Source organism: Paracoccus seriniphilus, assembly GCF_028553745.1.
GTDB lineage: Bacteria > Pseudomonadota > Alphaproteobacteria > Rhodobacterales > Rhodobacteraceae > Paracoccus > Paracoccus seriniphilus.
Genome location: NZ_CP067129.1, coordinates 1866152 through 1880336, shown reverse-complemented (window position 1 = coordinate 1880336; position 14185 = coordinate 1866152). Strand labels below are relative to the sequence as shown.

Genomic DNA, 14185 nt, shown 5'->3' with positions numbered 1-14185 from the left:
AACCTGCGGAGGCCCATATGTCGCTGAACCCGATCCGTCCCTGGCGCAATATCGAGCGGCGGAAATCCCGCCAGATCATGGTCGGCAATGTCCCCGTGGGGGGCGATGCGCCGATCAGCGTCCAGACGATGACAAATACCGACGGCCATGATGTGCGTGCAACGCTGGATCAGGTGATTCGTGCGGCGGATGCCGGTGCGGATATCGTGCGCATTTCAGCCCCCGATCAGGACACGACGCGGGCGCTGAAGGAAATCTGCCGCGAAAGCCCGGTGCCGATCGTGGCAGATATCCATTTCCACTACAAACGCGCCATCGAGGCAGCCGAGGCGGGCGTGGCCTGCCTGCGCATCAATCCCGGCAATATCGGCGATGAAAAGCGCGTGCGCGAAGTGATCAAGGCCGCGCGCGATCATGGCTGCTCGATACGGATCGGCGTGAATGCCGGGTCGCTGGAAAAGCACCTGCTGGAAAAATATGGCGAGCCTTGCCCCGACGCGATGGTCGAAAGCGGGCTGGATCATATCAAGATCCTGCAGGACAATGATTTTCACGAATTCAAGATCAGCGTGAAGGCGAGTGACGTCTTTCTGGCCGCCGCAGCCTATCAGCAGTTGGCCGAGGCAACCGATGCGCCGATCCATCTGGGCATTACCGAGGCAGGCGGCTTTGTCGGCGGCACGGTGAAATCGGCGGTCGGCCTGGGCAACCTGCTTTGGGCGGGAATCGGCGATACGATTCGCGTCAGCCTGTCGGCTGATCCGGTCGAAGAGGTGAAGGTCGGTTTCGAGATCCTGAAATCTCTGGGCCTGCGCACGCGCGGCGTGCAGATCATTTCCTGCCCCTCCTGCGCCCGGCAGGGGTTTGACGTGATCAAGACCGTCGAGGCGCTGGAAAAACGCCTAGAGCACATCAAGACCCCCATGAGCCTGTCGATCATTGGTTGCGTGGTGAATGGCCCCGGTGAGGCGCTGATGACCGATCTGGGCTTTACCGGTGGCGGGGCTGGCAGCGGCATGGTCTATGTCGCCGGCCGCCAAAGCCACAAGCTGTCCAATGAACAGATGATCGATGAAATCGTGCGTCTGGTCGAAGCGCGCGCCGAAACGCTCGAGGCGGAAAAGTCGAAAGCCGAGGCGACGGCCTGATCACTGCCTTAATGGCAGTGAACCGAGCCCCGCGAATTATCCATGTGGCAGCATTGACCCGGAGGAGAGCTTTTGCGGCAACCTCCACCATGTGCGGCCGCGATCTGCGGGCCGGCAAGCGCCATCAGAAGCGTGACCAGAAATAGCTGTTTCATCGGGTTCATCCTTCCGCCAACCTGAAATGGTTAACAGAAGCTTGATGGACTGCAAACGCCCTTTCAGCCGCCGGTATGGCTCATGTGGCGGGTCATCTGCCCGCCGACCGACTGACGCGAATAGTCGAAATCATGCCCCTTGGGCTTGCGGGCGATGGCGGCGCGCACGGCCTCTTGCAGGGGGGCGTCGTCTTCGCTGGCCCGCAGCGGCGCGCGCAGATCGGCGCGATCCTCCTGACCAAGGCACATATACAACTCACCCGTGCAGGTGACGCGCACGCGGTTGCAGCTTTCGCAGAAATTATGCGTCAGCGGCGTGATGAAGCCGATCTTCTGGCCGGTTTCCTGCAACTGGACATAGCGTGCGGGGCCGCCGGTGCGTTCGGCCAGATCGATCAGCGTGAAACGCTGCGCCAGTTGTGCGCGCAGATCGGTCAGGGGCCAATATTGGTCCAGACGGTCCTCATTGCCCAGATCGCCCATCGGCATGACCTCGATAAAGGTCAGGTCATGTCCCTGCTGGCCGCACCAGTTCACCAGATCGAACAATTCGCTGTCATTGACGCCTTTCAGCGCGACGGCATTGATCTTGACGCGCAATCCGGCGCGGGCAGCGGCTTCGATGCCGTCAAGCACCTGCTGCAGACGGCCCCAGCGGGTGATGCGGGCGAATTTCTCGGGGTCCAGCGTATCCAGCGACACATTGACACGCCGCACGCCGCAATCGACCAGTTCCTGCGCATATTTGCCCAGCTGGCTGCCATTGGTCGTCAGTGTCAGTTCGTCCAGCCCTTCACCCAGATGGCGCGAAATTTGCCGGAAAAAGCCCATGATGCCACGCCGGACCAACGGCTCTCCGCCGGTGATGCGCAGCTTGCGCACGCCCAGCCCGATGAAAGAGGTGCACAGGCGATCCAGCTCTTCCAGCGTCAGCAGATCCGCCTTGGGCAGGAACTGCATGTGCTCGGCCATGCAATAGACGCAGCGGAAATCACAGCGATCGGTCACCGACACACGCAGATACGTGATGGGCCGTGCAAATGGGTCGATGAGCGGGGCGTTCGCGATATGTGTCATTTCAGCAATCTAGGCTTGTGGCAGGCTGCGCACAAGACGGCGCCGTTCACGCAAGCGCTGGTGGACGCGACAAGGATAGGCGGGATAGGCTGTGACCGACAGTGAACACGAGGAACGTCCAGATGCGGATGATGACCACAGGCGCGACCACCGCCCTTGCAGTATTGGCGCTGGTCGCCTGCACCCCGGCAACGACCACCTCTCCGAGGGTCAGCCCCGAGGCGAAAGAAGCTGCCCCGACCAAGTCCGAACCGGTCGAAACAAGCCTGACCAAGGACCAGCTGGCGGCCGCCACGGCAATCACACGCGCCCCCGCGCCGAAACCTGCTGCCAAGGCGACGGCATCGCAGCTGGATACGACCACGGCGGCGCAGAAGGCCGCAGCGGCCAAGGCACCCGAAGTCGCGGAAACCCGTCTGGGCAGCACCATCGCATCGCTGGGGGATCCGACCGAGGGCGGCTTCTGGATCAAGACGCCGCTGGTCAAGGCGCGCGGGATCGGGCGGATATTCAACCCGGTGAACGGAAAATCCGCCAAGGTCGATCTGATCCCGCTGGACGGTCCGGCCTCGGGCGGCAGCCAGGTGTCTCTGCCCGCGCTGCAACTGATCGGGGTGTCCCTGACCGATCTGCCGGAGCTCGAGGTCTACAAGTCCTGAATCAGCCGCGCAGCCTCGCGCCGCGCAAAGGGTTTCATCCGGTCGCCATATTGCTGGAGAAAACCCGAGACACGGCTGGCGTCGCGCTTGGACAGGTCGCGCAGCCAGCCGGCGATGGCCTTCTGAATGAACCAGTTGCGATCCTCGACAAGGCCGGCAGCCCAGCCTAGCACAAGCTCTCGCTGTTCGATTTCATGCGGTTTGGGATTGTTCATCTTGGCCCATGGCAGGGTGATCGTCAGCGCCGCGCGCCGCACCCAGATATTGTCCTGCTGCAGCCACGGCGCGACCTCGACCAGACGTTGTGGCGCGGCGATGACCCGCTTTTGCCCCGCAATCATCGCGGCATCCGCGACGGCGCAGCCATCGAATTGCGGCACCCATGAGGTAATCAGTTGCCAGACCTCCTCGTCTGGGCGCATCCGGGCTTGTGTCAGCAGCTTGGCGGCGGCGATTCGCGCCTCGTGGATGTCGCTGTCCCAAAGCTGAGCGGCCAGAGCGATACGGTCGGGCAGGTCGCGCGCGGCGCGCCACTGGGCCACCAATTCGTCGATCCGGCCATTGCCGACACCCAGATAGCGTCGCTTGGCCTTGTGATAGGCGGCCATTTCGCAGGCCTTGTCGTCATTGGACAGCGCCTCGAGTGATTCGAGTTCCTGCATCATTGGCTCCTTCATGTTCCCTGTCTTCTAGGAATAGGGTTGCCCAAGCTCAAGATCATGGTGGCAGCGGGTCGATGGTAGCGGTAAAAGACGGGCGAAATCGAAAAGGTGCTTACATGTCCCATGCCAACCAGTCCCGCCCGATGACGTCTCGCCGCAGCGGTCCGTTGACAGGAGAGGCGCAGATCCCCGGCGACAAGTCGATCAGCCATCGCGCGCTGATCCTTGGCGCATTGTCCGTGGGCGAGACTCGGATCACCGGCCTGCTGGAGGGCGAGGATGTGCTGGACACAGCCAAGGCCATGGCAGCTTTCGGCGCCAAGGTCGAACGTCACGGCAGGGGAGAATGGAGCGTCAATGGCGTCGGGGTCGGCGGTTTCAGCGAACCCGAAGGGGTGATCGATTGCGGAAATTCCGGCACCGGCGTGCGGCTGATCATGGGGGCCATGGCCACCACGCCGATCACGGCGACCTTTACCGGCGATGCCAGCCTGTCACGTCGCCCGATGGCGCGTGTGACCGACCCGCTGTCCGAATTCGGCGCCCAGATCACCAGCCGTGAGGGCGGTCGCCTGCCGATCACCATTCAGGGCGTGCAGGACCCCATGCCGGTGCGCTATCGCACGCCGGTCGCCAGCGCCCAGATCAAATCGGCGATCCTGCTGGCGGGGCTGAATGCGCCGGGCAAGACGGTGGTCATCGAGTCCGAGCCGACGCGCGATCACTCGGAGCGGATGCTGGCCGGATTCGGCGCAGAAATTCACAGCGAAACCACGCCGGACGGCCATGTCGTCACCCTGACGGGGCGTCCCGAACTGCGGGCACAGCCGGTTGCCGTGCCACGCGATCCTTCCAGCGCGGCCTTCCCGGTGGCTGCAGCGCTGATCGTGCCCGGTTCCGCGATTCGGGTGCCCGGCATCAGTCGCAATCCGACACGTGACGGGCTGTATATCACCCTGCGGGAAATGGGTGCCGATCTTGTCTTTGAAAATGACCGCGAAGAGGGCGGCGAACCGGTTGCCGATCTGATTGTTCGCCACGGCAAGCTGAAAGGCGTCTCGGTTCCTGCCGAACGCGCAGCCAGCATGATCGACGAATTCCCGATCCTGTCGGTCATCGCGGCCTTTGCCGAGGGCAAGACGGTGATGAATGGCGTTGCCGAATTGCGCGTGAAGGAAAGCGACCGGATCGATGCCATGGCTCGCGGGCTTGAGGCCAATGGCGTGACCGTCGAGGAAACGCCCGACAGCATGACCGTCCATGGCATGGAAAAGGTGCCTGGCGGCGGGACTGCCGTCACGCATCTGGATCACCGGATTGCCATGTCCTTCATGGTGCTGGGAATGGCCAGCGAAGCGCCCGTCACGGTGGATGATGGCAGCCCGATCGCGACCTCATTCCCGGATTTCACAGCGTTGATGCGCGGTCTTGGTGCCGATTTGGGCTAAGGAAGAAGATGCGGCGGGACCGACCCCGCCGCGATCACCAGATTAGCTGCGGGGATAGCCAAGCCCTTTCAGCGCCTCTGCGATTTCATCGAGGATCGCCGGATCGTCGATGGTCGCGGGCGGTTTGAAATCTTCGCCGTTGGCGATCTTGACCATGGTCCCCCGCAGGATCTTGCCCGAGCGGGTCTTGGGCAGACGATCCACCACGCAGACCAGCTTGAAGGCGGCAACCGGGCCGATCTGATCGCGCACCATGGTCACCACTTCGCGGCAGACCTGTTCATCGCTGATATCGGCCCCCTTCTTGAGACAGAGGAATCCCAGCGGCATCTGCCCTTTCAGAGAATCCGCAATTCCGATCACCGCGCATTCCGCGACCGCAGGGTGGGCCGACAAGACCTCTTCCATCGCTCCGGTGGACAGGCGGTGGCCGGCCACATTGATGACATCATCGGTGCGGGCCATGATGTAGAGATAGCCGTCCTCATCGATATAGCCCGCATCGCCGGTCTCGTAATAGCCGGGGAAACGTTCGAGATAGGCTTTGCGAAAGCGCTCTTCGGCGTTCCACAGGGTGGGCAATGTGCCCGGCGGCAGGGGCAGTTTGATCGCGATGGATCCCAGCGTGCCCTGCGGCACCTCTTGTCCCGAGTCATCAAGGATACGCACGTCATAGCCGGGCATGGCGACCGAAGGGCTGCCCTTCTTGACCGGCATGGTCTCGATCCCGAAAGGATTGGCAGCGATCGCCCAGCCGGTTTCTGTCTGCCACCAATGGTCGATCACCGGCAGGTCAAGATGGGACTCCAGCCATTGGATGGTATCGGGATCGGCGCGTTCCCCGGCCAGGAACACCGCCTGCAGGCTGGACAGATTGTAATCCTTGATCAGCTCCCCGTCGGGATCGTCACGCTTGACGGCCCTGATTGCAGTGGGGGCGGTGAAGAAGCTTTTCACCTTGTGGTTCTGGATCACCCGCCAGAAGGCCCCGGCATCCGGCGTGCCGACCGGCTTGCCCTCGAACACGATGGTGGTCGCACCAGCGATCAGCGGCCCATAGCAGATATAGCTGTGCCCGACGACCCAGCCCACGTCCGAGGCGGCCCAGAACACGTCACCGGCGTCGATTCCATAGATGTTCTTCATCGTCCAGTTCAGCGCGACCAGATGGCCGGCGGTGTGGCGGATCACGCCCTTGGGCTGGCCGGTGGTGCCGGAGGTATACAGGATATATGCGGGATGGTTGCCCTCGACAGGCACGCAATCGGCGGGTTCGGTGTCGAACTGAAAGCTGTGCCAGTCGAAATCACGACCGGGGATCAGCTTGGCGACTTCCTGCTCGCGCTGGAAGATGACACAGAAATCCGGCTTGTGGGTGGCCTGTTCGATCGCGGAATCCAGCAGCGGCTTGTAATGGACCACACGCCCCGGCTCCAGCCCGCAAGAGGCCGCGATAATGGCCTTTGGGGTGGCGTCGTCGATCCGCACCGCCAGCTCATGGGCGGCAAATCCGCCAAAGACGACCGAATGAATGGCCCCCAGACGCGCGCAGGCCAGCATGGCCTCCAGCGCCTCGGGCACCATCGGCATGTAGATGATGACCCGGTCGCCCTTGGTCACGCCCTTGTCGCGCAGGGCACCGGCCAGCCGCGCCACGCGATCGCGCAGTTCGCCATAGGTCAGGCCGCGATAGGAATGGGTGATGGGGCTGTCATGGATAATGGCAAGCTGATCGCCGCGGCCGGCCTCGACATGGCGATCCACCGCGTTCCAGCAGGTGTTGACCGTCGCATCGGCAAACCATTCACCTGCGGGGCCCTGATCGAAATAGGCCTGGCTTGGCGGCGCAGCCCAGTCGATCTGTTCGGCCGCCTTCATCCAGAATGTTTCGGGATCGGATTGCCATCCCGCATAGAGATCTTGGTATGCCATTGCATGCCTCCTCCTGAAAGCTGGTTATTTCGTATCCAGCAGACATGACTTCACGCAACAATGTTAGCGTCATCAAGAGGGATATTTGCAGAATTATTTGGGGGGCGGTCAAAAAAATTTGCAAACAGCACAAAACTGCAAAATCAGGCAAAGGGGCCGGGGTTGTTTGCAAAATATATGAAGGGCAGGCGGCCCCTCTGGAGATGCGATTCGCGGTCCGGGGATGGCTGTCCCGGACCGCAAGAGGTCAACTGTAATGGGCGACCGGGGTTCCGGCCAGCACGCTCATGTTCAGCAGGCCGCGCGTGGTGATCGAGGGCGTCACGATATGCGCGCGGTTGCCCATGCCCATCAGGATCGGACCGACTTCCAGCCCGTCGGCGCGCATCTTCAGCGCATTCCTGACGCCGGATGCCGCATCGGTCCCGGCAAAGACCAGCACATTGGCCACACCTTCCAGGCGTGAACCGGGGAAGATCCGTTCGCGCAGGGCTGGGTCCAGCGCCGCATCGACATGCATTTCACCGTCATACATGAAGTCCGGTTCCTGCATGTCGAGGATTTCCAGCGCCGCGCGCATCTTTCGCCCGGTATAGGTGTCCAGATTGCCGAATTGCGAATGGGCGCAGAGGGCGATCTTGGGAGTCATGCCGAAACGGCGCACATGACGGGCCGCGCCGATCACGGCCTCGGCGACCTGCTCGGGGGTGGGGTCGTTGTGGCATTGCGTGTCGGCAATGAACAGCGGCCCGTTTTCAAGGATGATCATCGACAATGCGCCGACCGGATGCAGCCCGCCCCGTGCCAGGACCTGTCTGACATATTGCAGATGCCAGGAATACTGGCCGAAGGTTCCACAGATCAGGCTGTCGGCCTCGCCACGATGGACCATGACGGCAGCAATGGCGGTGGTATTGGTGCGCATGATCGCGCGGGCAATATCCGGGCTGACACCGCGCCGGGCCATCAGGTGGTGATAGGTCTCCCAATAGTCGCGATAGCGCGGGTCGTTTTCCGGGTTCACGATCTCGAAGTCGCGTTCCGGCCTGATCGGCAGGCCTGCGCGTTCGGCGCGCATGGCGATGACCTCGGGCCGGCCTATCAGAATGGGCGTGTCTGTCGTCTCCTCCAGCATCGCATTGGCCGCGCGCAGCACCCGTTCGTCTTCGCCCTCGGCAAAGACGATGCGACGCTGGGTGGTGGCGGCCGCTTCGAAGACCGGGCGCATGATCAGGGCCGAGCGGAAGACCGAGCCGTCCAGCTTGTGTCTGTAGCTGTCCATATCGGCGATCGGGCGCAGCGCCACGCCGGTTTCCATCGCGGCCTTGGCAACCGCCGAAGACACCACGCCCACCAGCCGGGGATCAAAGGGCTTGGGGATCAGGTAGTCCGGGCCAAAGGTCAGCGTCTCGCCGCGATAGGCGGCCGCGGCCTCGGCGGCGGTGGTGGTGCGCGCCAGAGCGGCAATGCCCTCGACGCAGGCGATTTCCATCTGGTCGTTGATGGTTGTCGCGCCCACGTCCAGCGCCCCCCGGAAGATGAAGGGGAAGCAGAGGACGTTATTGACCTGGTTGGGGTAATCGCTGCGCCCGGTGGCGATGATCGCATCCGGCGCAACGGCGCGCGCATCCTCGGGCAGGATTTCTGGCGTCGGATTGGCAAGGGCAAAGATGATGGGGCGCGATGACATCTTTTCGACCATCGCGGGCGTCAATACGCCGGGACCGGACAGGCCAAGGAACAGATCCGCATCCCCGATGACATCATCCAGCGTGCGCAGATCCGAAGCCTGTGCATAGGCGGCCTTTTGCGGGGTCATATCCTCGCTCCGACCTTCATGAACCAGGCCGTGAATGTCGCACAGCCAGACATTTTCGCGTCGCACGCCCAGCTTCAGCAGCATGTCAAGACAGGCAATGCCCGCGGCACCGCCGCCGGTCGACACGACCTTGATGTCTTCAAAGCGTTTGTTCGCAACCCGCAGCGCATTTGTCGCCGCCGCGCCAACGACGATGGCAGTGCCGTGCTGGTCGTCATGGAACACCGGAATATTCATGCGCTCGCGGCACAGTTTTTCGACAATGAAACAGTCCGGAGCCTTGATGTCTTCCAGATTGATCGCGCCGAAGGTCGGTTCCAGCGAGCAGACGATGTCGGCCAGTTTCTCGGGGTCGGATTCATTCACCTCAAGATCGAAACAGTCGATATTGGCGAATTTCTTGAAGAGCACGGCCTTGCCCTCCATCACCGGTTTCGACGCAGCGGCCCCGATATTGCCCAGCCCCAGAACTGCGGTGCCATTGCTGACCACGGCGACCAGGTTTCCCCGCGAAGTATAGCGGCTGGCCGTGGCGGGATCGGCCTTGATTTCCAGACAGGCTTCGGCGACGCCGGGCGAATAGGCCCGCGACAGGTCGCGGCCATTGGCCAGAGGTTTGGTTGCGCGGATTTCCAGCTTACCAGGGCGGGGAAATTCGTGGTAATCCAGTGCTGACTGGCGGGCGGTATCCTGCCTGCGCTCTTCCATCTCTTTTTTCTCCGGAATTTGGACTGATTTACCGTTAAACCAAATTGCTGCGGGGGAACAGCAGGCTTCGTCTTGCGTTGTTTCCTCCGGGCAAGCAAAATTGCCCGATCATGGCGAAAGGGGCAGGCAATGAGTTTGATGGATTCGGCGCGAGAGGTCCGCGAGGTCGCATATGCGCCATATTCGAAATTCAAGGTCGGCGCGGCGGTGCGCGGGGCTTCGGGGGCGATCTATCGCGGCTGCAATGTCGAGAATGTCGCCTATCCCGAGGGCACATGCGCCGAGGCGGGGGCGATTGCAGCCATGGTCGCGGCAGGGGAAACGGAATTGGTCGAGGTCGCGGTGATTGCCGACAGCCCCTCGCCGGTGCCGCCATGTGGAGGATGCCGCCAGAAACTGGCCGAATTCGGCAAGGGCGACACGCCGGTTCTGCTGGGCACCGTGGCTGGGCAGACCATGGAGACCACCATTCAGGAACTGTTGCCGGGACGATTTGACGCGGATCACATGAGGAATGCCGAATGACCGATCCCCGACCGGTCATTGCCGCGATTCGCGATGGCCGGCGGCTTGACGGCCCGGGTGCCGCCCTGATCGCGCAGGGGCTGGCGAATGGCTCGGTCAGTGATGCGCAGGCGGGGGCATTCGCGATGGCCGTGCTGATCCGCGGGCTGGATGAGGAGGGGCGCGTGGCCCTGACCCGCGCCATGCGCGATTCCGGTCAGTTGATGCGCTGGGATCTGCCCGGACCCGTGGTGGACAAGCATTCGACCGGCGGCATCGGGGATACGGTCAGCCTGATTCTGGCACCGCTGCTGGCGGCGCGGGGTGTCTATGTTCCGATGATCTCGGGGCGCGGGCTTGGCCATACCGGTGGCACGCTGGACAAACTGGAAGCGATACCCGGCTTCCTCTGTGATCAGTCGCAGGAGCAGCTTCAGACAATCGTCGGCAATATCGGCTGCGCGATCGTTTCGGCAACGGGCGATATCGCGCCGGCAGACCGTCGGCTCTATGCAATTCGCGATGAATCCGGCACGGTCGAGTCGCTTGACCTGATCACGGCCTCGATCCTGTCCAAGAAACTGGCCGCCGGGCTGGATGCGCTGGTGCTGGACGTGAAAGAAGGCAGCGGTGCCTTGCTGCGCAAGGGTAACTCGACCCGTGCCCTGGCCGAGGCCTTGGTGCGCACCGCCAATGGCGCCGGATGCCGCTGTTCGGCGTTTGTCACCGATATGGATCAGCCGCTGGCGCAGAGCGCCGGAAACGCACTTGAGGTGGCCGAGGCCATTGCAGTGCTGCGCGGCAAAAAGGGGGCCTTGCGCGATCTGACACTGGCCTTGGCACGCGAGGTTCTGGCGCTGGCCGGGCAGGGGACGGAAGGTCTGGATGAAACCCTTGAATCCGGTGCCGCAGCCGAACGATTTTCTCGCATGATTGCGGCGCAGGGCGGGCCGGCTGACCTGCTGGAACGCCCCGAGGCCTATCTGGCGCGGGCACCTGTGGTCCGGCCAGTTCCTGCGCCATCGGGCAAGGTTTCGAAGATCGATGTGACGGCACTGGGCCATGTCGTCGTCGCTCTTGGCGGTGGAAGAACGCGGGCTGGCGAGCAGATTGACCATCGGGTCGGACTGGACCGGATGGCCCGGTTGGGCGATGAGGTGGGCCATGAAAATCCACTGGGTTTCGTTCATGCCGCCGATGATGTCGGTGCCGAAATTGCCATCCGCGCGGTGCAGGACGCCTATCAGATCGCGCAGGATGCCCAATCGGGACCGCTGATCCGCCACAGGGTTGATGCCGATGAATGACAAGCGCGCATTTCTGATTGTCATGGACAGTGTCGGCATCGGCGGTGCGCCGGATGCGGACCGCTTCTTCAACGGTGATTTGCCCGACACTGGCGCGAATACCATCGCCCATATCGCCCAGGCGTGCGGGCTGAGCCTGCCGGTTCTGGATGGGCTGGGTCTGGGTGCGGCACTGGCGCTGGCCAGCGGAGAGACCGCTCCGGGGCTGGATGCGCAGCCACAGGGGCTGTGGGGCGCGGCGACCGAAATCTCGCCGGGCAAGGATACCCCTTCGGGGCATTGGGAAATCGCCGGGGTGCCGGTGCCCTGGCAGTGGCATTATTTTCCCGACGAGCAGCCTGCCTTCCCCGCAGCCATCACCCGCCGGATCTGCGAATTGGCCGGAACCGGGGGGATTCTGGGAAACCGCCATGCTTCGGGCACGCAGGTGATACAGGAATTCGGCGCGCGCCATATCCAGTCGGGCTGGCCGATCTGTTACACCTCGGCTGACAGCGTGTTGCAGATCGCCGCGCATGAACAGCATTTCGGACTGCAGCGCTTGCTGAAGCTTTGCGAAGATCTGGCGCCGATGCTGCACGCGATGAAGGTCGGTCGCGTGATCGCACGCCCCTTCATTGGCGAGGACGCCGCAAGCTTCAGGCGAACCTCGCACCGACGCGACTATGCCATTGCCCCCCCCGCGGATACGATTCTGGACATCGCCCTTGGCGCAGGTCGTACGACCCATGCCGTGGGCAAGATCGGCGATATCTTCAGCCATCGCGGCATTTCGCGGCTGCACAAGGGAGAGTCCGACGCCGATCTGGCCGGTCATCTGGTCCGCCTGGGGCAAGAGGCCGAACCGGGCAGCCTGACATTCGCCAATTTCGTCGAGTTCGACAGCCTCTATGGTCATCGGCGCGATATTCGGGGCTATGGCGCGCATCTGGAATGGTTTGACGCTGTGGCCGGGCGTTTCATCGCCACATTGCGTCCCGGCGATCTGGCGATCTTCACCGCCGATCATGGCAATGATCCCAGCTGGTGCGGCACCGATCACACGCGCGAACGGGTGCCGGTTCTGGGTGTCGGGGTCGGGACCAGGGCGATCGGCCAGGTCTCTTTCAGCGATATTGGCGCGTCGGTCATGGCCCATCTGGATCTGCCGGCACCACAAGAGGGAAAGTCGTTTCTTTGAAGAAAACCGAGTTGCATCTGCACCTTGAAGGTGCTGCCCCGCCAGATTTCATTCGCGCCATCGCGGCAGAGAAACACACTGATCTGTCCGGCGTCTTCGATGAACGCGGGCATTATGCCTATGATGACTTTGCAGGTTTCCTGCAGGTCTATGAGGCCGCGACCAGCGTGTTGAAAACACCGCAGGATTACGCCCGCCTGCTGGCCGAGGTGCTGGAACGGTCAGCCGAGGAAGGGGTGATTTACACCGAGCTTTTCGTCTCGCCCGAGTTTTGCGGCGGTGCCGATCTGTCGGCCTGGCGCGACTATCTGGCCGCGATGACCGAAGTCGCCGACAAGATGCGTGGCCATGGCATCGAAAGCCGCGGCATCGTCACCGCCATCCGCCATTTCGGGCCCGAACGTGCCCGCAAGTCCGCCATATGCGCGGCAGAAACCGCGGGAGACTGGATCACCGGATTCGGCATGGGCGGGGCAGAGCAGGTCGGCAAGGCCACCGATTTCGCCTGGAGCTTTGATTGCGCGCGCGAGGCCGGTCTGGGTCTGACCTGCCATGCCGGCGAATGGGGCGGCCCAGACAGCGTGCGCGAGGCGCTGGCGCTGGGTTGCACGCGAATTGGCCATGGGGTGCGCGCCATCGAGGATGAGGCATTGCTGCGCGATCTGGTGGATCGAGACATCCTGCTGGAAATCTGCCCGGGGTCGAATGTGGCGCTGGGGCTGTATCCCGACTGGGAATCCCACCCCATCGCGCGTCTGGCCGATGCGGGGCTGCGCTTTTGCGTATCGACCGATGATCCGCCGTTCTTTCATACCAGCATGCGAAACGAATATGACCGTCTTGCCAGCGCCTTCGGTTGGGGCGATGAGGTGTTCCGGAAAATCAATCAGTGGGCGGTGGAGTCGGCCTTCTGTGACAATGCGACGCAAGAGCGTCTGAGAAAGGAGTTTACGTGACCGGGCAACATCTGACCGTCATCACCCACCCGCTGGTTCAGCACAAGCTGACGATCATGCGCCAGCATGATGTCTCGACCGCGGGTTTCCGTCGTTTGCTGCGTGAAATCAGCCTGTTGCTGGCCTATGAGGTGACGCGTGAACTGGAACTGACCACCACGACCATCCAGACGCCGATCTGCGAAATGCAGGCTCCGACACTGGCGGGCAAGAAGCTGGCGCTGATTTCGATTCTGCGTGCGGGCAACGGGCTGCTCGATGGCATCCTGGAACTGATTCCATCGGCACGGGTCGGATTCGTCGGGTTGTATCGTGACCCGGAAACGCTGAAGCCGGTCGAATATTATTGCAAGGTTCCCACCCTGGACGAGCGCATGACCATCGTGGTGGACCCGATGCTGGCCACCGGGAATTCGTCGGTCGCGGCAATCGACATGCTCAAGGAACGTGGTGCGAAGAACCTGCGCTTCCTGTGCCTGTTGGCCGCCCCCGAAGGCGTGGCGCGCATGCAGGAGGCCCATCCCGATGTTCCGATCTATACCGCGGCGCTTGACGAGAAACTGGACGACCATGGCTATATCGTCCCGGGTCTTGGCGACGCGGGTGACCGGATGTTCGGCACCAAATAGC

Annotated in this window: 13 protein-coding genes; 8 read left to right on the top strand and 5 right to left on the bottom strand. The window is 62.6% G+C overall.

What is annotated here, in order from left to right; genetic code table 11:
- The first annotated feature begins 17 nt into the window (after positions 1-17).
- Entirely contained in the window at positions 18-1148 is a 1131-nt protein-coding gene (ispG, locus tag JHW44_RS09165) for a flavodoxin-dependent (E)-4-hydroxy-3-methylbut-2-enyl-diphosphate synthase (protein WP_089344754.1), read from the top strand.
- An 8-nt stretch (positions 1149-1156) separates the two neighbouring features.
- Here ispG and JHW44_RS09160 read toward each other — a convergent pair whose 3' ends face one another.
- Positions 1157-1303: a hypothetical protein gene (locus tag JHW44_RS09160; RefSeq protein WP_272850267.1), complete on the bottom strand. Its 147-nt coding sequence runs from the start codon at positions 1301-1303 to the stop codon at positions 1157-1159.
- Positions 1304-1366: 63 nt separating this feature from the next.
- Positions 1367-2380, bottom strand: a complete 1014-nt coding sequence (gene moaA, locus JHW44_RS09155; RefSeq protein ID WP_089344691.1) for a GTP 3',8-cyclase MoaA — start codon at positions 2378-2380, stop codon at positions 1367-1369.
- Positions 2381-2502: 122 nt separating this feature from the next.
- Here moaA and JHW44_RS09150 point away from each other — a divergent pair, with 122 nt between their 5' ends.
- Entirely contained in the window at positions 2503-3039 is a 537-nt protein-coding gene (locus tag JHW44_RS09150; RefSeq protein WP_089344692.1) for a hypothetical protein, read from the top strand.
- Here the strand turns inward: JHW44_RS09150 and JHW44_RS09145 are convergent.
- Positions 3027-3704, bottom strand: coding sequence for a DNA alkylation repair protein (locus tag JHW44_RS09145; RefSeq protein ID WP_336385701.1), 678 nt, complete (start codon positions 3702-3704; stop codon positions 3027-3029). The two genes, JHW44_RS09150 and JHW44_RS09145, sit on opposite strands and share 13 nt — an antisense overlap.
- Before the next feature lie 113 nt (positions 3705-3817).
- On the opposite strand from JHW44_RS09145, the gene aroA reads away from it, so the two are divergent.
- Positions 3818-5149, top strand: coding sequence for a 3-phosphoshikimate 1-carboxyvinyltransferase (aroA, locus tag JHW44_RS09140; protein WP_089344693.1), 1332 nt, complete (start codon positions 3818-3820; stop codon positions 5147-5149).
- Positions 5150-5191: 42 nt separating this feature from the next.
- Here aroA and JHW44_RS09135 read toward each other — a convergent pair whose 3' ends face one another.
- Together JHW44_RS09135 and JHW44_RS09130 are read right to left on the bottom strand one after the other, a co-directional pair.
- Positions 5192-7081 (bottom strand): propionyl-CoA synthetase, encoded by a 1890-nt coding sequence (locus tag JHW44_RS09135; RefSeq protein ID WP_089344694.1) that lies wholly within the window; start codon positions 7079-7081, stop codon positions 5192-5194.
- Positions 7082-7328: 247 nt separating this feature from the next.
- The gene (locus tag JHW44_RS09130) at positions 7329-9608 is read right to left on the bottom strand and encodes an NADP-dependent malic enzyme (RefSeq protein WP_089344695.1); all 2280 of its coding nucleotides are present in this window, start codon (positions 9606-9608) and stop codon (positions 7329-7331) included.
- Positions 9609-9737: 129 nt separating this feature from the next.
- Here JHW44_RS09130 and JHW44_RS09125 point away from each other — a divergent pair, with 129 nt between their 5' ends.
- Genes JHW44_RS09125 through upp form a run of 5 tightly spaced genes read left to right on the top strand, consistent with a single transcriptional unit; the run spans position 9738 to position 14184 of the window.
- The gene (locus tag JHW44_RS09125) at positions 9738-10133 is read left to right on the top strand and encodes a cytidine deaminase (protein WP_089344696.1); all 396 of its coding nucleotides are present in this window, start codon (positions 9738-9740) and stop codon (positions 10131-10133) included.
- Positions 10130-11419, top strand: coding sequence for a thymidine phosphorylase (locus JHW44_RS09120; RefSeq protein WP_089344697.1), 1290 nt, complete (start codon positions 10130-10132; stop codon positions 11417-11419). Before JHW44_RS09125 ends, JHW44_RS09120 begins: the two co-directional genes overlap by 4 nt.
- Positions 11412-12599 carry a phosphopentomutase gene (locus JHW44_RS09115; protein ID WP_419182496.1) on the top strand — a complete coding sequence of 396 codons (1188 nt, stop codon included), beginning with the start codon at positions 11412-11414 and terminating at the stop codon, positions 12597-12599. Before JHW44_RS09120 ends, JHW44_RS09115 begins: the two co-directional genes overlap by 8 nt.
- Positions 12596-13555 (top strand): adenosine deaminase, encoded by a 960-nt coding sequence (locus JHW44_RS09110; RefSeq protein ID WP_089344699.1) that lies wholly within the window; start codon positions 12596-12598, stop codon positions 13553-13555. The genes JHW44_RS09115 and JHW44_RS09110 overlap by 4 nt, the downstream gene beginning before the upstream one ends.
- Entirely contained in the window at positions 13552-14184 is a 633-nt protein-coding gene (upp, locus tag JHW44_RS09105) for a uracil phosphoribosyltransferase (protein ID WP_089344700.1), read from the top strand. Before JHW44_RS09110 ends, upp begins: the two co-directional genes overlap by 4 nt.
- Position 14185 lies beyond the last annotated feature (1 nt).